At 67.3% G+C, this 18,610-nt stretch carries 18 protein-coding genes and 3 pseudogenes; 11 read left to right on the top strand and 10 right to left on the bottom strand.

Features of this window, described 5'->3' with window-relative positions; translation table 11 throughout:
- Positions 1-19: 19 nt before the first annotated feature.
- A complete protein-coding gene (locus ACZ5VQ_RS00460) occupies positions 20-1,492 on the top strand; it encodes a purine-cytosine permease family protein (protein WP_469102968.1) in 1,473 nt (490 codons plus the stop codon).
- Positions 1,489-2,454, top strand: a complete 966-nt coding sequence (locus tag ACZ5VQ_RS00455; RefSeq protein WP_469102967.1) for a PfkB family carbohydrate kinase — start codon at positions 1,489-1,491, stop codon at positions 2,452-2,454. The genes ACZ5VQ_RS00460 and ACZ5VQ_RS00455 overlap by 4 nt, the downstream gene beginning before the upstream one ends.
- A gap of 548 nt (positions 2,455-3,002) precedes the next feature.
- Here the strand turns inward: ACZ5VQ_RS00455 and ACZ5VQ_RS00450 are convergent.
- Positions 3,003-3,887 (bottom strand): helix-turn-helix domain-containing protein, encoded by an 885-nt coding sequence (locus ACZ5VQ_RS00450; RefSeq protein ID WP_469102966.1) that lies wholly within the window; start codon positions 3,885-3,887, stop codon positions 3,003-3,005.
- 142 nt (positions 3,888-4,029) lie between these two features.
- On the opposite strand from ACZ5VQ_RS00450, the gene ACZ5VQ_RS00445 reads away from it, so the two are divergent.
- From ACZ5VQ_RS00445 to ACZ5VQ_RS00425, 5 genes are all read left to right on the top strand, one after another.
- Positions 4,030-5,046, top strand: coding sequence for an aldo/keto reductase (locus tag ACZ5VQ_RS00445; protein WP_469102965.1), 1,017 nt, complete (start codon positions 4,030-4,032; stop codon positions 5,044-5,046).
- Between the two features lie 184 nt (positions 5,047-5,230).
- On the top strand, positions 5,231-5,419 hold the full coding sequence (locus ACZ5VQ_RS00440) for a DUF4259 domain-containing protein (RefSeq protein ID WP_469102964.1): 189 nt from the start codon (positions 5,231-5,233) through the stop codon (positions 5,417-5,419).
- On the top strand, positions 5,389-5,667 hold the full coding sequence (locus ACZ5VQ_RS00435) for a DUF4259 domain-containing protein (protein WP_469102963.1): 279 nt from the start codon (positions 5,389-5,391) through the stop codon (positions 5,665-5,667). The genes ACZ5VQ_RS00440 and ACZ5VQ_RS00435 overlap by 31 nt, the downstream gene beginning before the upstream one ends.
- A gap of 138 nt (positions 5,668-5,805) precedes the next feature.
- Entirely contained in the window at positions 5,806-6,279 is a 474-nt protein-coding gene (locus tag ACZ5VQ_RS00430) for a nuclear transport factor 2 family protein (RefSeq protein WP_469103543.1), read from the top strand.
- A gap of 366 nt (positions 6,280-6,645) precedes the next feature.
- Positions 6,646-7,293, top strand: a complete 648-nt coding sequence (locus tag ACZ5VQ_RS00425; RefSeq protein WP_469102962.1) for a CHRD domain-containing protein — start codon at positions 6,646-6,648, stop codon at positions 7,291-7,293.
- Between the two features lie 227 nt (positions 7,294-7,520).
- On the opposite strand, the gene ACZ5VQ_RS00420 is transcribed toward ACZ5VQ_RS00425, so the two are convergent.
- The gene (locus ACZ5VQ_RS00420) at positions 7,521-8,600 is read right to left on the bottom strand and encodes a glycoside hydrolase family 5 protein (RefSeq protein ID WP_469102961.1); all 1,080 of its coding nucleotides are present in this window, start codon (positions 8,598-8,600) and stop codon (positions 7,521-7,523) included.
- 119 nt (positions 8,601-8,719) lie between these two features.
- Between ACZ5VQ_RS00420 and ACZ5VQ_RS00415 the strand changes: the two are divergent.
- Positions 8,720-9,108 (top strand): annotated as a pseudogene (locus ACZ5VQ_RS00415) (right-handed parallel beta-helix repeat-containing protein); the annotation flags it as partial.
- Positions 9,109-9,265: 157 nt separating this feature from the next.
- On the opposite strand, the gene ACZ5VQ_RS00410 reads toward ACZ5VQ_RS00415, so the two are convergent.
- From ACZ5VQ_RS00410 to ACZ5VQ_RS00400, 3 genes are all read right to left on the bottom strand, one after another.
- The gene (locus ACZ5VQ_RS00410; RefSeq protein ID WP_469102960.1) at positions 9,266-10,003 is read right to left on the bottom strand and encodes a zf-HC2 domain-containing protein; all 738 of its coding nucleotides are present in this window, start codon (positions 10,001-10,003) and stop codon (positions 9,266-9,268) included.
- Positions 10,000-10,566, bottom strand: a complete 567-nt coding sequence (locus ACZ5VQ_RS00405) for a sigma-70 family RNA polymerase sigma factor (protein ID WP_362069745.1) — start codon at positions 10,564-10,566, stop codon at positions 10,000-10,002. Before ACZ5VQ_RS00405 ends, ACZ5VQ_RS00410 begins: the two co-directional genes overlap by 4 nt.
- A gap of 1,101 nt (positions 10,567-11,667) precedes the next feature.
- Positions 11,668-12,165, bottom strand: coding sequence for a peptidylprolyl isomerase (locus ACZ5VQ_RS00400; RefSeq protein WP_469102959.1), 498 nt, complete (start codon positions 12,163-12,165; stop codon positions 11,668-11,670).
- Between the two features lie 154 nt (positions 12,166-12,319).
- On the opposite strand from ACZ5VQ_RS00400, the gene ACZ5VQ_RS00395 reads away from it, so the two are divergent.
- Positions 12,320-13,033, top strand: coding sequence for a hypothetical protein (locus ACZ5VQ_RS00395; RefSeq protein WP_469102958.1), 714 nt, complete (start codon positions 12,320-12,322; stop codon positions 13,031-13,033).
- 146 nt (positions 13,034-13,179) lie between these two features.
- Here ACZ5VQ_RS00395 and ACZ5VQ_RS00390 read toward each other — a convergent pair whose 3' ends face one another.
- Positions 13,180-13,935 (bottom strand): SDR family NAD(P)-dependent oxidoreductase, encoded by a 756-nt coding sequence (locus tag ACZ5VQ_RS00390; protein WP_469102957.1) that lies wholly within the window; start codon positions 13,933-13,935, stop codon positions 13,180-13,182.
- Between the two features lie 127 nt (positions 13,936-14,062).
- Between ACZ5VQ_RS00390 and ACZ5VQ_RS00385 the strand changes: the two genes are divergently transcribed.
- Positions 14,063-14,497: an Rrf2 family transcriptional regulator gene (locus tag ACZ5VQ_RS00385; protein WP_469102956.1), complete on the top strand. Its 435-nt coding sequence runs from the start codon at positions 14,063-14,065 to the stop codon at positions 14,495-14,497.
- Positions 14,498-14,970: 473 nt separating this feature from the next.
- Here ACZ5VQ_RS00385 and ACZ5VQ_RS00380 read toward each other — a convergent pair whose 3' ends face one another.
- Positions 14,971-15,840, bottom strand: coding sequence for a bacteriocin fulvocin C-related protein (locus tag ACZ5VQ_RS00380; RefSeq protein WP_469102955.1), 870 nt, complete (start codon positions 15,838-15,840; stop codon positions 14,971-14,973).
- A 284-nt stretch (positions 15,841-16,124) separates the two neighbouring features.
- Here ACZ5VQ_RS00380 and ACZ5VQ_RS00375 point away from each other — a divergent pair.
- Positions 16,125-16,292: pseudogene (locus ACZ5VQ_RS00375) on the top strand (IS481 family transposase); the annotation flags it as partial.
- 8 nt (positions 16,293-16,300) lie between these two features.
- Here ACZ5VQ_RS00375 and ACZ5VQ_RS00370 read toward each other — a convergent pair.
- The 3 genes and pseudogenes from ACZ5VQ_RS00370 to ACZ5VQ_RS00360 all read right to left on the bottom strand — a co-directional run.
- Positions 16,301-16,577, bottom strand: a pseudogene (locus tag ACZ5VQ_RS00370) (ATP-binding protein); the annotation flags it as partial.
- A gap of 14 nt (positions 16,578-16,591) precedes the next feature.
- Entirely contained in the window at positions 16,592-17,833 is a 1,242-nt protein-coding gene (locus ACZ5VQ_RS00365) for a sugar ABC transporter permease (protein ID WP_469102954.1), read from the bottom strand.
- On the bottom strand, positions 17,824-18,603 hold the full coding sequence (locus tag ACZ5VQ_RS00360) for an ATP-binding cassette domain-containing protein (protein ID WP_469102953.1): 780 nt from the start codon (positions 18,601-18,603) through the stop codon (positions 17,824-17,826). Before ACZ5VQ_RS00360 ends, ACZ5VQ_RS00365 begins: the two co-directional genes overlap by 10 nt.
- Positions 18,604-18,610 lie beyond the last annotated feature (7 nt).

Here is an 18,610-nt window from a genome sequence, read left to right as displayed (position 1 = left end):
CAAGCAAGGAGGTCCCGCGATGGCCGCTTCAACGAAGAACGACCGCGTCGGCACCGTGGAGACCCGTGGGATCGAACCGGTCCCGGACAGCGAGCGGCACGGTCACGCGAGCCAGATGTTCTGGACGTGGTTCGCCGCCAACATCTCGATCCTGGGACTGCCGCTCGGCGCGACCCTCGTCGCCTTCCGCGACTTGAACATCTGGCAGGCCGCACTCGTTGCGGTCGGCGGTTCGGTGGGCTCGTTCGCGCTGGTGGGCGCGTTGAGCATCGCGGGCAAGAAAGGCGGGGCCCCGGCCCTGACACTGTCACGTGCGGTGTTCGGGCAGCGCGGCAACCACGGGCCGACCCTGGTGACCTGGCTGAGCCGGGTCGGCTGGGAGACGATCACCACGACCACAGCGGCGTACGCGCTGCTCGCCCTGCTCAACACGGTCTTCGGAGTCGGCCGGGGCACCGTCCTCACACTGCTCTGCCTGCTGGTCTTCATCGCCTGCACGCTGATGATCAGCGGGCTCGGGCACGCCACCATCATGTGGATCAACAAGTGGGCGACAGTGGTCTTCGGAGTCCTGAACCTCGTCGTGATGGGCTTCCTTGTGGCGACCGTCGACTGGTCGAAGGTGCTCGACATCCCGGCCGGCCCGGTCAGCGGCGTCATCGCAGGCATCGGCTTCATAGCGGCCGGCACCGGCATCGGATGGGCCAACGCCGGTGCGGACTACGCCCGTTACCTGCCGAGGGCGATCCCGGGCATGCGGCTCGTGCGCGCCTCGGCGTTCGGGGCCGGCATTCCACTCGTGCTGCTGATCTCCCTGGGCTCGCTCCTCACGGCCGGTGACCCGACGCTCGCCACCTCCGCCGATCCGGTCGCGGCGATCAACGCGATGCTGCCGTCCTGGATGGCGGTCCCGTATCTGATCGCGGCGTTCGGCGGACTGCTGATGTCCAACCACCTCTCCACCTACTCGGCCGGATTGACGATGATCACGCTCGGGATTCGCGTGCCGCGTGCCTGGGCGGTCGTTCTGGATGTCGTCCTGATGTTCCTCGGCGGCATCTACTTCATGCTCGTCGCAGACGACTTCTACGGCCCGTTCAGCACCTTCCTGACTCTGCTCGCCGTGCCGATCTCCGCCTGGATCGGTGTCATCGCCGTCGACATGCTCCGAGGTCGTCACTACGACCCCGCCGGTCTGATGGACACGGGACGCGGCGGCCGCTACTGGTACACCGGCGGGTTCCATCTGCCCGCCGTCATCGCGTGGCTGGCCGCGATCGCAGCCGGGCTGCTCTTCACCAAGGCCGCGACCGGCGCGGACGATGTGTGGTTCGCCGGACCGTTGGCCGATTCCTGGCTCGGCACGAACGGCCTGGGGTGGCTCATCGCGATCGTCACAGCCGGTGCGGCCTACACGCTGCTCGGACGGCGTCCCCGGGTGACCGCCGACTCCGCCGCCGGTTCCGCCACGCTTGAGGAGGCCACCCGATGAACAACGACCACCGCGTTGTCCTCGCGGGGAACGTCATCGTCGACCTGGTCATCGATGTGCCCACGCTGCCCGAGCGCGGTGGCGATGTCATCGGAACCCGCACCGAGCTGTACGCGGGTGGAGGCTTCAACACACTCACCGCGGCCCGTCGGCTGGGCGCCGAAGCCGTGTACGCCGGGCTCCATGGCACCGGCCCCCATGGAGAGTTGGTGCGCGCCTCGCTCGCGGCGGAGGGTATCGGACTGGTACTCCCGGAGCGCTCCGACGGTGACACCGGGTTCTGCGTGGCTCTGGTCGACGGAGGAGGCGAGAGGACCTTTGTCACCAGCTTCGGGGTCGACGCACGCATGACATCGGACGAGGCGGAGACGATCGCCGCGTCCGTGCGCGGCGGCGACCTGGTGCAGGTGTCCGGCTACAGCCTGGTGATGCAGGTGAACGGCCCTCTGCTGTCCCGCACCGTCGCACGCCTCGCGGGAGACGTACGGGTCTGCCTGGACCCCGCACCACTTGTGGCGGACATCCCGGCCGAGGTCCTGGACCCGGTACTGGCCCGGACCGACTGGTTGAGCTGCAATGCGCGGGAAGCTCAACTGATGACGGGGATGGCGGAGCCACGGGAAGCCGTGCGCGTGCTGCGCGGGCGCCTCCGGAGCGAGGCCGGGATCGTCGTACGGGCCGACAAGGACGGATGCTGGCTGGTGGCACCGGGCTCTCACGACATCGTGCACGTCCCCGGTTTTCCCGTGAACGTGGTCGACAGCAACGGGGCCGGGGACGCACATGTCGGCGCATTCCTGGCGCTGCTGGGACGCGGAGCATCCGCCTACGACGCGGCGCACGGGGCGAACGCGGCGGCGGCTCTGGCAGTGACACGGCGCGGTCCTGCGACCGCGCCAACCTCGGACGAACTGGCTGCACTGCTGGGCGAGGAGCGATCGAGTGCGTTGGGATTGAGCTGACGGTCTCAAGCCTTGACCTGAGACAGGACAGGGCATTGCGACTGACCCGAAGGGCGAAAACAGTGGATGACCTGCTGGGTCGTCCTGGTCGGCGCAGCCCGATTCGGCTGGTGCCGATACGGGTGGCGGTGTACTTCGTGTTGGCGTTGCTTCTGTTTCCGGACCTGCCCCGGCGGGAGTGTGCGGCACGCTGACCGGGATGGTGGCCCAGCTGGGGTGCCGGGTGGCGATGCTGACCGATGCCGGGCCGGCCGGCCTGTACCGACGGCTGGGCCCGGGCCCCCTGCGCGAGCTTCGAGGTGGTCGCCGGGCCCCTGGGGCGGCCCCGCACGGCGGGCGTGTCCTCCGGGGCATGCGCACGGTCGATTTCGACGCCTGCGAGTTCGCTCGGGTTTCCGAGAGCGAGGAGAACGTTGCCTGGCTGGGCCGACACAAGCTCACGGCCGGTACGGTGGCTGACTGTCCGCCGTGTCGGTCATGGCCCTGGTCGAGACCGGTACCCGGGCCCTGCTCGGCGCGGTCCTGGGCCCGGTACGCGGCGAGCGGATTCAGGGCCGTGGGGCGTCCGGTTGTGCGGCTGGTGCTGGGTGTTGCGGGGGCCGGTACCAGCCGGCCAGCAGCTTCAGGCGTTCCGCGGAGGGGGACCCTGGTTCGACGGTGGAGACGCCCAGGATCTGCTCGGGGTCGTCGGTGGGGGCGAAGGCCTCGTAGCCCAGGACGAGTTCGCCGACGACGGGATGGTGGTAGTGCTTGGTGCCGTGGGTGCGCTGGAACACATCGTGGTCGGCCCACCAGTGGCGGAAGTCCGCGTCCTGGACGGAGAGTTCGCCGATGAGCTCGGCCAGGGCGGGGTCGTGCGGGTGACGTCCCGCGTACAGGCGGAGTGAGGCGACGATGCCGCGGGCGGCGCCTTCCCAGTCGGCGTACAGGGTCCGGAAGTGGTCGTCGAGGAAGACCAGGCGGGCCATGTTGCGGCTGTGGGCGGGCAGTGCCTCGAAGTCCGTGTACAGGGCTCGGGCGAGGTCGTTCGCGGCCAGGACGTCCATGCGGCGGCCGTAGACGAGGGCGGGGACGTCGGCGAGGCTGTCGAGCAGCAGACGCAGACCGGGGCGGACACGCTGCGGGGGCAGCGGGCGAGGACGGGTGCGAGCCGGTCTGGCGATCCGGAACAGGTGAGCGCGCTCCAGATCGTTCAGGCGCAGGGCGCGGGCGATCGCGTCCAGCACGGATGCGGAGACGTTGAGGTGGCGTCCGCGCTCCAGGCGGACGTAGTAGTCGACGCTGACGCCGGCGAGCTGGGCGACCTCCTCGCGTCGCAGGCCCGGAACGCGGCGGGTGCCGGGCTGGGGTGCCAGGCCCGCCTCCTCGGGGGTGATCTTCGCGCGGCGCGAGCGGAGAAAGTCCCGCAGCTCGCTGTTCGGTTCCTGGGCCATGCAACCACCGTAGACCGGGTGACCTGGGGAGTGGCGGCGCCAAAGGGGGTTTGTCGGACCCCCGGTCGGAGCGGGTCTCCCGCCCCGGCCGTGAGCGGTGCTCGTCTGGTGGAAAGCAAGCACGCACCTGGAGGAACCCCTGATGGAGCACAGGATTCTCGGCGGCACCGGCATGTCGGTGAGCGAATACGCACTCGGCACGATGATGTTCGGCGCGATGGGCAACACCGACCACGACGAGTCGGTCCGCATGATCCACACGGCACTGGACGCCGGGATCAACCTCATCGACACCGCCGACGTGTACTCCGGCGGCGAGTCGGAGACGATCGTGGGCAAGGCACTGAAGGGCCGCCGCGACGACGTCGTCCTGGCCACCAAATTCGGGCTGGCAATGGGCGAGGACCCCAACCGGGGCGGCGGCTCGGCCCGCTGGATCCGCCGCGCGGTGGAGGACAGCCTGCGCCGCCTGGACACCGACCGCATCGACCTGTACCAGATGCACCGCCCGGACCCGCACACCGACATCGACGAGACCCTCGGCGTCCTGTCGGACCTGGTCCGGGCCGGGAAGGTCCGTGCCATCGGCGGCTCGTTCTTCTCCCCCGAGGAGATCGTCGAGGCCCAGTGGACGGCCGAGCGCCGCGGCCACCACCGGTTCCGCACCGAGCAGCCGCCGTACTCGATCCTCACCCGCGGTGTGGAGAGCCGGGTGCTGCCCACCGCCCAGCGCTACGGCATGGGCGTGCTGACCTTCGGCCCGCTCAACTCCGGCTGGCTCTCGGGCCGCGCGGACCCCACCGCCGGGCACCGCAGCGCCGGCGCGGGGGCGAAGATGTTCGATCTCACCCAGCCGGGCGTACAAGCCAAGGCCGACGCCGTGGGCAAACTGACCGCCCTGGCCGCCGAGGCCGGTCTGCCGCTGCCTCATCTGGCCACCGCTTTCGTCCGGGCCCATCCGGCGGTCACCGCGGTACTCATCGGCCCACGCCGCCCCGAGCAGCTGACCGACCTCCTCACCGCGGCCGATATGGAACTCGGCGACGACCTTCTCGACCGCATCGACGAGATCGTCCCGCCCGGCGTCGACGTGAATCCCGGCGACTTCTACATCGACCCCACCCCGCCGATCACCGAGAAACGCCTGCGCCGCCGCTGAAGCCGCTCGCCTCCATGCCCGCAGGCGCGGCCGAACTCGTCACCGTCTGCCGGAAACTGGAGGCAGCGGCGCTCCATGTGCCCGAGGGCGGCGGCGTGCTCGCCACCTCGTTCCGCGACGCCTGGGGCAGCGCTCTCGTTTGGAATGCTGCCTTCGTCCGAGAGAGCGATACCAGGAGCCGTGCATGGGAACGTGGGGAACCGGCCCGTTCGACAGCGACCTCGCCGCAGACTTCGTCGATGAACTTGAGGGTCTGCCTCCTCAGAAGGTCATCGATGTACTCGAGCGAGCACTCCAACGAGTCAGCGAGCACTCCAACGAGTCACGGACTCCGGAGCACGCGTGGACGGCGGAGACGGCGTCGAAGCAGTAGCTGCCGCGGCTCTCGTCGCCAGCACAATCCAGGACAGCGGGATTGTGATCGACCCTGATGACGGACCCAGAGAACCACTGCCGGAGCTACCGTTGTCTCTCCGCAGGTCAGCTGTGCTCGCGCTGCATCGTGTGCTCCAAGACGGATCAGAGATGGCGACGCGCTGGGTGGACAGTGCCGACGCCGTTCAGTGGCGCCACGAAGTTCAACAGATCATGGAGGCCCTCGCCCCACCCATTGATCACTAACGGTGACGGCGTCACAACAAGTGGACCAGAGCCTCTCCAGGGATGTCGTTTCGCGGTGCGTTCGGGAGTCACTCGCGGATGTGTGCGGAGTCAAGAAAGCCGTCGTGGCGCCCTTGATTATCCTGATACGACATGGGGATGGTTACTGAAGCACTGGATCCCATGGACCGTCTGCTTGCCGAGCGGGCTTGCGAACGCCTCGTCGTGGAGTTTGTCCACAAGCTCGACCTCGGTCACCCGGGAGACGTGGCCGATCTCTTCACGGACGTCGGGTTTTGGGAGTGGGCGGAAGGCGACCGTCGGATTCAGGGCCGTGACGCACTTCGGTCGTATTTCGCCGGTCGGCCCGCGGACCGGCTCTCGCGGCGGATATGCACGAACATCCTGGTCACGGTCACATCCAAGACAACGGCCACCGCGACTACCTACTTCACGACCTACCGTGTCGACGGATATACCGGTGCTTTCGTGCCCCCGCGGGCCCCGACGCAGGTCGGCCACTACGAGGACTCGTTCCTCAAGGACGAAGGCCGTTGGCTCCTCGGTTCTCGTTCCTTGTATCTGGCCTTTGCTGGGCCGACCGAGCGGCTTGGAGCAACAGCCGACGAGTGAGCCCGTTCTGGCTCAGCGGGCCGCCCGCAACGACTCCCGCACTGAGATGCAACGCCATGCTGGGGCAGCCCCTTGGTTCCCACAGCAGTTCGGTTCGCCAGGTCCTTCGCATCCCCTGCCGTGCCCCCGGCTACGTCAGGACGGCGCAACCGTCGAGTCCTGCAGGGCACTCGCGGGTCGCTCGGTGCGGGTTCTCTGTCAAGACCATGTTCCGAGTGATCGTGGGTCGTCTCAGGAGTGTCTCAGGAGTGTCATCGGGTGACCTGGGCCGTGAGGGCCGTCCGTGTCGTGGATGACGGACCGCGAAATAGCCGCGGCCGCACTACTTGAGAGGTCCCAACTGCCATGAAGAGCAAGCGTTTTGGGATGATCGTCGTATCCGCCGTCGCCGGTGCGCTCGTGCTGACTGCCTGCAATGGTGAGGATGCTGCGACCGGCGCCGGGGCCAGTGCCGCGGCGGGCAGCCCGGCCGCCGGTGGACACACGTCTGCCGGTAGCGGGCACGCCGCCGGGATCGGCGCAGTGCAGGGTGCCGGCCGGTGGGACGAGAACAAGGAGGACGCGACCTTCTTCTCGTCGGTCCTCAGCGGTGCGAACGAGGTGCCGGTCGAGGGCGGGCCGGCCGTGGGTGACAAGGACGGGCACGCGCTCGCCCTTATGCGGATCCAGGGCGACCAGGTCTCCTACGCGTTCACCTTCACCGGGATCGGGACACCGACCCTTGGTCACCTTCACAAGGGTGTCAAGGGTGTCAACGGCGATGTGAAGATCCCGTTCTTCACGAAGAAGCTGGAGGACGGCAAGAAGTTCGTCTACGGAACGGTTACCGTCGACGATCAGGACCTGCTGGAGGGGATCAAGGCCAACTCCCAGAACTGGTACTTCAACATCCACACCGCAGAGTTCCCTGGCGGTGCCGTCCGCGGTCAGGCCTACAAGCTCTCTCCCGGCGTCCACGTTCCCGACACGATGACCGAGGACACCCTCAACACCCTCGTCAAGAGCGCCGAGTAACCGCCACACCCATTGCTGCTGACACCAATGCTGTTCGGTTCCTGTTGAGCTCGGGTGAGGAGAAGGGCGGCGCCAGTGAGTCTGCCTCGTGTGCAGGAGGCCGACTCGTCGATGACGCCGCCCCACACCCGCGTTCGGTCAGGCGCAGACGTGCCTTTCTCCTGGTGTCCGCAGCCGATCCCGGCCGAGTGTCGGTCCCGGCCGCGGACGACTTCTGCGATCAGGAGTCAGGCGACCGGGAAGCTGTCGGGCGTCGCGATGCGGTCACGGATCCACACGCCCGCGGGCTTCAGGGGCGAGGTGCCGGTCCAGGGCCCGTTGCCGTTGCAGGTTCCGGTCTTGAAGACAGCCCCGGAACGGTTGTCGTCGGAGAAGTTCCAGTTCGTCCAGCTGATCTTCTTGCTCGCCATGAGGTCGAGGTAGCGCTGGGACATGGCGAAGTCGTTGCTTCCCTCGCCGGCGTAGTTCTGGGTGCCGAACTCGGTGACGAAGACCGGGAGCCGGTCGGCGGCACGCGAGAGGGTCGCCAGGTACTCGTCGCGGTGCGAGTACGCGTAGAAGTGGAAGGTGTACATGATGTTGGTCGCCCGGACCGGGTTGTTCACCACTTCCGACTCGTTGGCGCCCTCGGAGACGCCGAACGAGGACCATGCGCGGGTCCCGACCAGCACGGGGGCGTCGGAGTCGATGGCACGGATGGTCGGGATGATCTGCTCCGCGTAGCTCTTGATCCGCGACCAGCTCACCCCGCTGGGTTCGTTGGCGATCTCGTACAGGATGTTGTTCTTGTCCTTGTTGCGGTTGGCGATGTCGGTGAAGAACTGCCGCGCCTTGCTCAGGTTGGTGTTCGGATCACCGGGCGTGAGCATGTGCCAGTCGACGATCACGTACATGCCGCGGTCCGTCGCCTGCTGGATGAGCGCGTGGGCGAGGTTCGTGAAGTGCTGCGGGTTCGTCTCGTACCCGCCCTCCTGCACATAGGTCGAGACACGCAGGACATCGGCCTTCCAGTCCTGCGCCAGCGCGTTGAGCGAACCGCTGGTCAGGCAGTGCGGGTACCACTGGGTGCCGTGTGTGCTCATGCCGCGCAGCTGGATGGGGTTTCCGCGGCTGTTGCACAGCTTGGTGCCACAGACCTTGAGCTGTCCGTTGCCCGCGACCGGTGTGGTCGCCGCGGCTGTCTCGGCCTTCCGGTCGGTGGTCGTGGAGGCGGAAGCGGTGGGAAGGACGCTCACGAGCAGGAGCAGGACGCTGCAGAGCAGGGCTGCTAGCGCAGCGGGGCGCAACGACCGTGGGGGAGCCGTCATGTGAACTCCGATCACATAGCTGTCCGATAGGAAACTTTCCTATTAGTAGAGAACCAAGGGACCCCGTCCGCATCAAGAGTCCTGACGGCATCGGCAGTTCGAGGCGTTCACATCCGGGAGTGAACGTCGGGGCGCACGTGCTGATTTGTCGGTGCATCGAGGTCTCCACCGCGGCGCAGCTGAAGTCCGCCCTTGCGGCAGCATCTCCCGGTGACACCAGCCAGTTCGGCGACGGCGCCTACGCGGGCAACTTCAAGGCCGGTGGACAGAAGGGCATCATGATCGGCACCGTGAGAGGTATCGTGGTCGACGGCGTCACGGTCCACAACCTGGACATGGAGGACGCCTACATCCACAAGTCCAGCCCCGACGGCATCACCTGGACTCGCGGATGTGCAACACCGGCAACGACGGCCGCCGCCGTATGGGTGAAGGCGTGTTCGTCGGATCCGCGAATACGCTCTCCGACAAGAGCGACAACGCCCAGATACTGAACAACGCCGACGGCAGGGGCCTGACCAACGTCACCGTGGCCCCCTGGCCCCCTGGCTGCTTGACCGTGGCGCCTCCGCGACCCCCGTGTTCGGGCGGCGGTGGCGGAGGCGTCCACAGCGAGATCCCCCGGGACGGGGCCCGGGGGATCTCCTGCTGTCTCGGGCCGGATCTCACATGTCGACGCCGACGTACTGCTTGCCTTGGTCGTTCACCACGATCACCGACTCGACCTCGTCGGGCGCCACGGCCGCGGAGCCGTTGAGGCCGCCCTCTCCGGGCCGGGGGCTCGTCGTCGGGGCGGGGCCGGGGGAGACGACCCAGCTCGCGGCCGTCTCCTGGTGTCCGTCCTTGGAGACCACCACCAGCCGGCACCGCTCACCGCTCGGGACTCCGGCGACCGAGGCGTTCACGCGGACCCAATCGCTCGCCGGAGTGAGCTCCACTGTCATCGAGGCCTTCGTGCCGCTGTCCGTCGCCGCCGCGACCCTGATTCCCTCCTGGGGTGGCGAGGTCGACGTGGACGGTGAGGTGGCGGGAGGGACCGCTGTGGCGCCTCCAGGGTCGTTCCCCCCTGCCGCATAGCCCCCGAGAAACAGGATCGCCGCCGACGCGGCGGCACCCAGTCCCACGGCCAGGGACCGGCGCCGCCAGGCGCTCGCCTGCTCGGCGCGCACCTGGCGCAGGGTGCGCTGGAGCAGCAGGTCCCCGTCCTCGGGCGGGCCTTCGAGGAACGCCTCCGGCGGAACCTCGTCGAGCGCCGCCTCCATCTCCTGAAGCGCGGTCAGTTCCATTCGGCATTCCTCGCACTCGGCGGTGTGTTCCTCGAGTGTCGACCGCTTGTCGGTCTCCAGGATGCCCAGAACGTAGGCGCCGAGCAGTTCGCCGTTCGGATGCTGCTGTGTGCTCATGCCGCCCCCACCTTTCCAAGCTTCAGGGCACTCCCGGGGTTGCTGGGGGTGTACAACTTGCGCAATGCCTTGAGGGCGTGGTGGGCGCGGGACTTGACCGTACCCTCCGGAATGCCCAGCCGTCCCGCGGCTTCCGACGCCGTGCGGCCGCGGTAGTAGATCTCCACCAGGACGTCCCGGTGTTCGGGCTTGAGCTGGTTGAGCGCGTCCATCATGACCACCGAGTCGACCACCTCCTCGGAGTGGTCACGGTGGACCGGCGTGACCGTCTCGGTCTCGGCCACCTCGTTGGGTCGGGCCGCCTTCGCCCGGTACCGGTCGGTGACGATGTTCCGGGCCACCGTGAGCAGCCAACCCCTCAGTGATCCTTGGGGGTTGGCGATGACCTCAGGGTGTCGCCAGGCCCGGATCAGAGTTTCCTGCACCACGTCCTCGGCGGAGGCCCGGTCGCCGGTCAGTCGCGTCGCGTAGGCGAGCAGGGCCTTGCCGTGCTCCGCGTAGAGCGTGCGGATCAATGCTTCATGACTCGTGGCCTGTGGGCCACGAGATCGTAGGATCGCCATCTGGTTACTCCATCCCCGTGGGTTCACCAGAGACACGAAGGTCTGCCGGGGCAGAGTTCGGAGTCGCACAGTGACCTGCGTCACTGATATTTAGCGTTCAAGCACCGTGTGTCTTGTTACCGAATGACGATGCGCCAGAGTCATCTGTGACGCGTGGGTGACCGTCCCGGGGCCGTGGCGAGAGCGGTCCTGCGCATCGTGTTCCAACTTTCCGTAGGCCGCCGTCACTTCAGCAGCGCCGCAACCTGTCCTACGTAGCCAAGGCAGGGATCGGTTCTCTGCGCGGCGAAGATTCATCCTTCATTCTTTCTGCGATCTCAACTCGGTCCGGCGTGCCTAAGGGCTGGCCCGTAAATGATCTTCGACATGCTCATTGACCTGTACCTACCGACTCTGCGCGGCGATCGTGGACCGGCTCAGCCGGAACCGCGGGCACGAAAGGTTCGACGGTTTGGCTGAGAGGGCCCGTACGCGTTCGGGCACCACGGCCGAGATGGCCCCGACCACCGAGTCGGCCACCCCACGTACCGGCGCGGCCGGACGTGCCGCCGCTTGCTGGGCGGCAGAGGGCTGGCTGTTCGGCGGACTCTGGATAGCCCTCATTCTCGAGCATCCGGGTGAGGAAGGCGTGCGCCGTGGAGTCTCTGCTGGGGCGGCATAGGTCGCCAGGCGCTGCGCCATTTCGATCTCACTGGCCAGGAGAGGTGTTCGGGGGCTCCGTGGGGTCAATCTGCCCTAGTCCACCAGCCAGGAGGCCTGGGCGGAGCTTTGCGGCCGCGTCCAGCAGTTCTGGACCTCGTCGGTGGTGACGAGGCGAGTTTCGTTGGCCTGGGGACCTTGCCGCCGGGCTCCAGGACGCTCGCGTCGCCGCGGATGTTGCCAGTGATGGGGAGTGCTCACGTGATCGATGCCCGCGTCCACGAGCATCGATCGACGTTTTGGCGTGCCACCCGCTGCTCGGCCGCGGCACGCGGGTGTGTGGCGCGAGGACAAGGATGTTGCGTCCTACTGGGGAGTTCGCGTGGCGGCCCCGGGCCGAGCGGGCGGATGCGCGGCCAGACAGTCTGCGTCGAGCCGGCTCCGCCGCCCGGGGCGAAGGCGCTACTTCTCCAGGACGCCAGAGGAAGCGATCTCGATCTTCGCGCGGGTGGCACCGGAACGCGAGCCGAGGGACTCGATCTTCCTCACCAGATCCTGGCCCTCGACGACCTCGCCGAAGACCACGTGCTTGCCGTCCAGCCACGGTGTGAGCACTGTGGTGATGAAGAACTGCGAGCCGTTGCTGTTGGGGCCGGAGTTCGCCATGGACAGGAGGAACGGCTTGTCGTGCTTGAGCTTGAAGTTCTCGTCGGCGAACTTCTGGCCGTAGATGCTCTTGCCGCCGGTGCCGTCGCCGCGGGTGAAGTCGCCGCCCTGGAGCATGAAGTCCGGGATGACGCGGTGGAAGCCCGAGCCTTCGTATCCGAAGCCGTGCTGGCCTGTGGCCAGCTCGCGGAAGTTCTGCGTCGTCTTGGGGACGACGTCGTCGTACAGCTTGAAGACGATCCGGCCTTCGGCGTTGCCGTCAATGGTGATGTCGAAGAAGACGTTGGTAGACATAGGGGGATCCTGTCACGGCGCCGCGCACTGCCTTGGAGCCGCCCCGGTTCGCCCACCAAGAAGACCAGTTCCGAGGCTGCCCACCGCGATGGTTCTCGCCGTCGACGTGCCACCGTGACAGAGCTCGGACGTGCCGTGGTGCTCGGCGGATCGGATGTTCTGCCGCCGCTGCAGCCGTGGGAACCGAGAGGGGGCAACCCGGGAGATCTGGACCGGCTTCTGGGCGGCGCCGCTGGCTGCGGTCCGTGGGGACAGGCATCCAATCACCCTGCGCGGCCTGCTCCTCGGCACCGAGATCGGCAACAACGGGTTTTTCGATGGTGGGGGCCAACGGCCGGAATTCGGCGATCGGCTGCGCACCCACCCGCATTCCTTTTCTCCTGCTTTGGTCGAACGTGGCCTGTTCGCCCTCCTCGCTGACCAGGCCGTCGTGACATTTGAGAACGGGGCGGTCAAGATTATAATCGAGCAGAGTGTTCTCCAGTCAGGCCTCAATGGATTCCAGAGCGCATTTATGTACGTGCTCGAAGAAAGCAATGAAGAAATTCGACTGGTGCTCATCCATGAACAATCCGATGATCGACTATGCACATTCGTCGAGCTCGACTCCATCGAGCTCTCACGAGCCCTGCGGAGGAATGCTCCACCGAAGGCCCCGGGGCAGTGGATCCTCGCTCTCCTCGACATTGCCTGCACAGACTACTCGTCAACCAAGAGCCCGGTATTAACCTCACAGTGCGCCTTCTCTTCGCATCGAGGCTGCTGGCCTGGCCTCACTCGCGCGCAGGCATTGACGGTGGCCGGTGCGCGGCGCAATCGTCACCTGGACTCAGACTCGGACTCGGAGAAGCTGTGGCGAATTTATTGAACCGACGACGGAGCGGACGTTAAGAGGTCCTAAGGGCTCGGATCGCGATCCGGTCTTCCCGAGGCGTGATTACGCATGCGCGGGCCGTCGGCGGTGCGCGCCCCGAAGGCGCGATGTCCTCCGGGGTGCGCGGCAGGGGTTCCGGTTCAGGCGTTGTAGCCACCGTGGGCGTCCAGCACCGCGCCCGTGACGTACGACGCGGCGGGGCTCGCCAGGAAAGCGATCGCTGCGGCGATTTCTTCGGGGTGACCTATGCGTTGCAGGGACAGCGAGCTGATCAGGGCCTTGAGGGTCTCGGGGCCCGGCCCTTCCATGCCGCCCTCCATCAGTCCGGCCTCCACGACGTTGGCTGTGATGTCCCGGGGCCCGAGGTCCCGTGCGGCCCCCATGGTGTACCTCTCGATCCCTGACTTGGTCGCCGAGTAGTCGGCAAGGCCCGGGGCCCCGACCCGGGAGCCCAGTCCGGAACTCACCGTGATGATGCGGCCGCCCGCGCGCAGTACTCGGGAGGCGGCCCGGATGACGGCGATCACGCCGAGGTAGTTGGTGGCGTGCATCCGGTCCAGTGCGGCAGTGTCGGCGTCCGGGTCGTCCACCGTGCGGCCCTGCTCCACCGAGATCGCCGCGTTGTTGACGAGGATGTCCAGGCCGCCGAAGTGTGCGACCACGTCGTCGATCAGCGCCGGCGCCCGGCTCGTGTCCGCCTGGTCGGACTTGAAGGCGACGGCCTTCGCTCCCTTGCCGCGCACCTCGTCGATGACAGCTTGCGCCTGCTTCTCCGAGCTGACATAGGTGAAGGCGATGTCGGCGCCCTGCTCGGCCAGCAGTCGTACGGTCGCGGCTCCCAGTCCGCGGGACCCCCCGGTGACCAGGGCGACCTTGCCCGTGAGTGGCTTGCTCATTCTTCTCACCTCGTTGATTGACCCTTCCCGACAGTCGCAACGCTAATTGTTACGACAGCATGTTGCAACCTTTGTTGTTACGACTGCGCTGTCGTAACATAAAGTGTTGTGGCCGAGAGGAGGGGTCATGAGCGCCAACAGCAGGTTGACCATTGCCGCCCACGTGCTGGCCTGGATCGGTCTCTACCAGCGCCAGGGCCATGAGGTCGCCACCTCCGAGCAGATCGCGACCAGCGCGAACACCAACCCCGTGGTGATCAGGCGGCTGCTCGGCGAGCTGCGCAGGGCCGGGCTCGTGGAGTCCCGGCGGGGAGTGGGCGCGGGCTGGTCGCTGGCGCGCGAGCTGGGATCGATGACCCTGCTCGACGTGTACGAGGCCGTGGAACCCGGCCCGCTGTTCGCGATGCACCGCACCACCCCGGACCAGGGATGCGTGGTGGGTTACGGCATCCAGCCGGCGATGCACGGCATCTACGAGGGCATCGAGGAGACCCTGAGACAGGAGCTGGCCCGCGTCACGCTCGAGAACGTACTCCGGGACGTACTCGCGGCACCTCGCTAGCCCCCCCCGTTACGCCCTGACATCACCAAGATCCGGCCGATGGAGCTGGGGTTCGGTCGAAGACCCCGGCCTACTGCCACCGCTCCAGGCGCCGCCAGCTCCGGCGTCTCGTAATAGTCGGGCCAGGTGCTCGGCGCTGGACCGCTTCACATCGAGCACGGTGGTGTATGTGACACTGATCGACACATGAGGCCCTCGGTCAGAACAATCCCTCGCAAGATCGTTCCTACCAGGGGCCTTACGCCTTCCTGGACTTGGGAAAGCCGAAAGCCACAGCCCGCAGCGTCGGCACCGCGATCACAGCGAGCAATCACCGCTGATCGGGAAAGGCTCAGTGGCGGCGGCCGGTGTTCACGAACTTGACTCGGCGGTCCAGTCCTCCTCGTATCAACCGCCGCCTGGACCGCCTTCGCCGCCAACCTCAAGCACCCCAGCCGCTCATAGGAACGCGCGAGTTCCGAGCAGGGACGGCTTCAGGGGGCGCAAACCCCGCTGCACGGTCCCAGCCACAGTGGACCGCAGCCGTAGTCGGTCCAGTTGCACCACCACGGATGGGAGTAGCACACCATGTTGCAGCTTCCGGTCCCCGCGCACTGGGAATTGCAGTCCATGACCTGGATGCCCCGATCGCTGCGAGACGCCGCGCCTTGCGTGTCGGCAGGGCCCAGCGTCATGAGAACCGCCCGCGCCCCGCTCTCGCCGAACGCCGCCACGGCCGCCGTCTCCAGCCCTTCGAAGGCTGCTCCCTGCTGACGGCCCGCGATGATCGGCGGTGCCAGCCGCGTCGCGTCGTCCAGGACGGCGGACTGCTCGGCCGACAGACCGGGGTGTGTCTTCCGGTAGTTCGCGAAGTGTGCCACCCGCAGATCACTCCGAGCCGAAGCGGACAGCGCACCGTAAATGGCGCGCCGATAGTCCGCGGGGTACGAGGCGAACTCGGAGTAGCCGGAGGGGAGCCGGTCGAGGTTGGCCTTCACCCATCGCGACGCCTTGCTGCCCTTGGCACGGGTCACAGCCTGGGCCGGTGAGGTTGCCAGGCCGCCGGTGACCAGAAACGTTCCCAGGGCCAGCCCCGGCACGGCCTTGAGGATTCCTCGACGGCTCGGGGGCCGCAGCACATCGAGGTCGCGGAGCGCACGCACCACCCGCAGCGAGTCCGACGGCCCCAACAGCCGCGCCAGGCGGAAGGACAGCGCGGTTCCGGTCCAGGTCCGCACCTGGTCGCCGTTGACCGCCAGCAGAGTCGGGGCCCACGCTGCTCCTTCCCCCAGGGCACGCGCGCGCAGGCCGCGAATACGGGGCTCCGTGAGGCCCGCGGTGGTCAACGTGCCGTCGACGGACACGCGAACCCGATCCACCACTTCTTCACAGAATCGGCAGTCGGCGTCGAATGCCAATATCCACTCGGTCACAAGCTTCTCCCCACGCTTATGTGACAACCCGTCCAGTGGTGCCCGTCCGGGGTGGGTTTTCACGCCGATCCGTAGCGCGCCGTTCAGTACTCTTTCGCGCATCGGATCTACCTGAAGCGAAATCATTTGCCGAGGAGTCTGGAAGCGCCAATCATTTCGGCGAGGATCGAAACGTTTGACACTCACTGAGCGATTTCAGCATGGCCACTCATCGAAACCGCACCCTGCTCGACGAATGGGCCTGCCTTCGGCGCTACACCACCAACACCGAACGGACCACGGCCCTGACAGACTTCCTGCACACCTACAGCCACCACCGCTGCCACACTGGACTCGGCGGCCAACCACCGATCAGCCTTGTGAACAACGCTGCGGGTCAATTCACCTGGGCGGTCCTGGTCCAGCCCTCGAACGATTCGTTCGAGGCAATGGCCACGAGGTTTCTTCTTCCTTCTCGGTCAAGCCTTGGTGCGCTCGTAGAGGGCCTTGGTGCGTTCGCAGACGAGCGTGGCGGCGAGAGTGCAGCGGACCCGGAAGTCGGCCGGCGCGCCCTCGGTGCCCAGCGCGATCAGCAGGTGCGACTTGCCGGTGCCGGAGTCGCCTACCGGACAGAGCGGCTTGCCTTTCCTGATCCATTCGTAGGACGCGAAGGTGTGGATGGTGACCGGTGACCGGACATCCCTCAGGCCCGCCCGCGTGCTTCCACGGCGCGCCGGGCCAACGAGTCGAAGACCACCGCGGTGAGCAGCACTCCACCGGTGATCATGAACTGGACCGCGGGCTCGACTCCCAGCAGTGCCATGCCCGAGGCGATCGACTGGATGATCAGCACCCCCAGCAGCGCGGACCAGGTCGAGCCGCGTCCGCCGAACAGGCTGGTGCCGCCGATGACGGCAGCGGCGATGGCGTTGATCAGCAGCATGCCGGAGCCCGGAACCGTGGTCGCCGACGTGAGCCGCGAGGCGACGAACAGGCCGCCGACCGCGGCCAGGGTTCCTGACACCAGGAACACCGCGATCCGCACGCGCGCCACATCCACGCCGGCCCGCCGGGCCGCCTCCACACCGCCACCCAGTGCCAGGACCTGCCGGCCATAGCGTGTGCGGCGCACGAAGAAGTCCGAGGCGACGATGACTCCGAGGAAGATCAGGAGCGCCAGCGGCAGGCCCTCGAACCGGCCCAGCACATGGACGGCGGCGAACGCGACCACCGTGAGCAGGGCCGTACGGGCCCAGATCTCGCGCACCTGCCGACAGGGCATTCCGGCGGCGCTGCGGTGTCTGCGGTCGTGGTAGGAGAGGAGGAGGTACGCGACCGTACCGAGTGCAGCCAGGCCGTAGGTGGCCACGGCGGCACTGAAGTAGCGGCTGGTCAGCGTGGCGACCAACCCGTCGTCGCTGAAATTGATGGAGCTCTCCGGACCCAGTAGGTAGAGCATCAGGCCGTTCCAGGCCAGCAGGCCCGCCAGGGTGACGACGAACGCGGGTACGCCGATCTTGGCGAAGAAGAATCCGTGGACGGCGCCGGCGGCTGCACCGCAGATGACCGCGATGATCACGGCGAGCCATTCCGGCATTCCAAGGTTCACGTTGAGCGCCGCGAACAGGGCGCCCGCCAGGCCGGCGAGCGAGCCCACCGACAGGTCGATCTCTCCGATCAGCAGTACGAAGACGATGCCGACGGCGATCATTCCGGTCCCGACAATGTCCACGCTGAGGACGGACAGATTGCGCGAGGAGAGGAAGTTGTCGTTGAGGCCCTGGAAGACCATCCAGGTCACGGCGAGAGCGAGCAGGGCGGGGGCCGGGCCGAGTTCGGCCTCGTGCAGTCTGCGGCGCACCGCACCGGTGAGGGCCCTGCGGCGGCCGGCGCGGGGCGAGGCGTCGCCGGCGCGCGCCCGCGTCCCTCTCCACCTCACGGCCATGCCTCGTCCGGGTGGGTCGTGCGGTGGGCGACGGCATTGTCCGACGCTCCGGTGATCGAGGAGATGATCTGTTCCTGGGAGGTGGTGTTCACGTCGAAGAGGCCGTTGTTGCGGCCGAGGCGCAGCACGGCGATGCGGTCGGCGACTGCCTTGATGTCGCCCATGTTGTGGCTGATGAGGAGCACTCCTGCGCCCCGGTCGCGCACCTGCTCGATGAGGTCGAGGAGCTGGTTGGTCTGCTCGATGCCCAGGGAGGCGGTGGGCTCGTCGAGGAGGAGCAGTCTGGGGGCGCTGAGAAACGAGCGGGTGATCGCGACGACCTGCCGCTGGCCGCCGGACAGGGTGGCGAGCGGTGCGCGTACGTCAGGGATGCGGATGGACAGGGTTTGCAGCAGCTCGCGGGTGCGGCGCTCCATCTCCACCTCGTTGAGGATGCCGAGCCGGTGGATTTCCCGGCCGAGGTAGAGATTGCCGACGACGTCGAGGTTGCCGCACATCGCGAGGTCCTGGTAGACGGTCGAGATCCCGAGGATCTGGGCGTCCTGTGGACGCTTGATCTGAACGGCACTGCCCTGCCACTCGATCACGCCCTTGTCGGCGGGAGCGACCCCCGAGATCACCTTGACCAGGGTGGACTTTCCGGCGGCGTTGTCGCCGACCAGGGCGACCACCTCCCCGGCCCTGATCTCCAGCTCGACGTCCACCAGCGCCTGGACGGCAGCGAAGCGCTTGGAGACGCCGCGCAACGCCAGCAGGGGCTGTGCCGGCACGTGGCCA

This window comes from Streptomyces sp. NPDC033178, assembly GCF_055577685.1.
Note: the sequence above shows the minus strand (reverse complement) of the source record. Positions and strands in the feature narration are given on the sequence as shown.

Coding starts and splice junctions, on each gene's coding strand:
- ACZ5VQ_RS00460 (WP_469102968.1), top strand. CDS start 20: ATGGCCGCTTCAACGAAGAACGACCGCGTCGGCACCGTGGAGACCCGT.
- ACZ5VQ_RS00455 (WP_469102967.1), top strand. CDS start 1,489: ATGAACAACGACCACCGCGTTGTCCTCGCGGGGAACGTCATCGTCGAC.
- ACZ5VQ_RS00450 (WP_469102966.1), bottom strand. CDS start 3,887: ATGGCCCAGGAACCGAACAGCGAGCTGCGGGACTTTCTCCGCTCGCGC.
- ACZ5VQ_RS00445 (WP_469102965.1), top strand. CDS start 4,030: ATGGAGCACAGGATTCTCGGCGGCACCGGCATGTCGGTGAGCGAATAC.
- ACZ5VQ_RS00440 (WP_469102964.1), top strand. CDS start 5,231: ATGGGAACGTGGGGAACCGGCCCGTTCGACAGCGACCTCGCCGCAGAC.
- ACZ5VQ_RS00430 (WP_469103543.1), top strand. CDS start 5,806: ATGGTTACTGAAGCACTGGATCCCATGGACCGTCTGCTTGCCGAGCGG.
- ACZ5VQ_RS00425 (WP_469102962.1), top strand. CDS start 6,646: ATGATCGTCGTATCCGCCGTCGCCGGTGCGCTCGTGCTGACTGCCTGC.
- ACZ5VQ_RS00420 (WP_469102961.1), bottom strand. CDS start 8,600: ATGACGGCTCCCCCACGGTCGTTGCGCCCCGCTGCGCTAGCAGCCCTG.
- ACZ5VQ_RS00410 (WP_469102960.1), bottom strand. CDS start 10,003: ATGAGCACACAGCAGCATCCGAACGGCGAACTGCTCGGCGCCTACGTT.
- ACZ5VQ_RS00405 (WP_362069745.1), bottom strand. CDS start 10,566: ATGGCGATCCTACGATCTCGTGGCCCACAGGCCACGAGTCATGAAGCA.
- ACZ5VQ_RS00400 (WP_469102959.1), bottom strand. CDS start 12,165: ATGTCTACCAACGTCTTCTTCGACATCACCATTGACGGCAACGCCGAA.
- ACZ5VQ_RS00395 (WP_469102958.1), top strand. CDS start 12,320: ATGTTCTGCCGCCGCTGCAGCCGTGGGAACCGAGAGGGGGCAACCCGG.
- ACZ5VQ_RS00390 (WP_469102957.1), bottom strand. CDS start 13,935: ATGAGCAAGCCACTCACGGGCAAGGTCGCCCTGGTCACCGGGGGGTCC.
- ACZ5VQ_RS00385 (WP_469102956.1), top strand. CDS start 14,063: ATGAGCGCCAACAGCAGGTTGACCATTGCCGCCCACGTGCTGGCCTGG.
- ACZ5VQ_RS00365 (WP_469102954.1), bottom strand. CDS start 17,833: ATGGCCGTGAGGTGGAGAGGGACGCGGGCGCGCGCCGGCGACGCCTCG.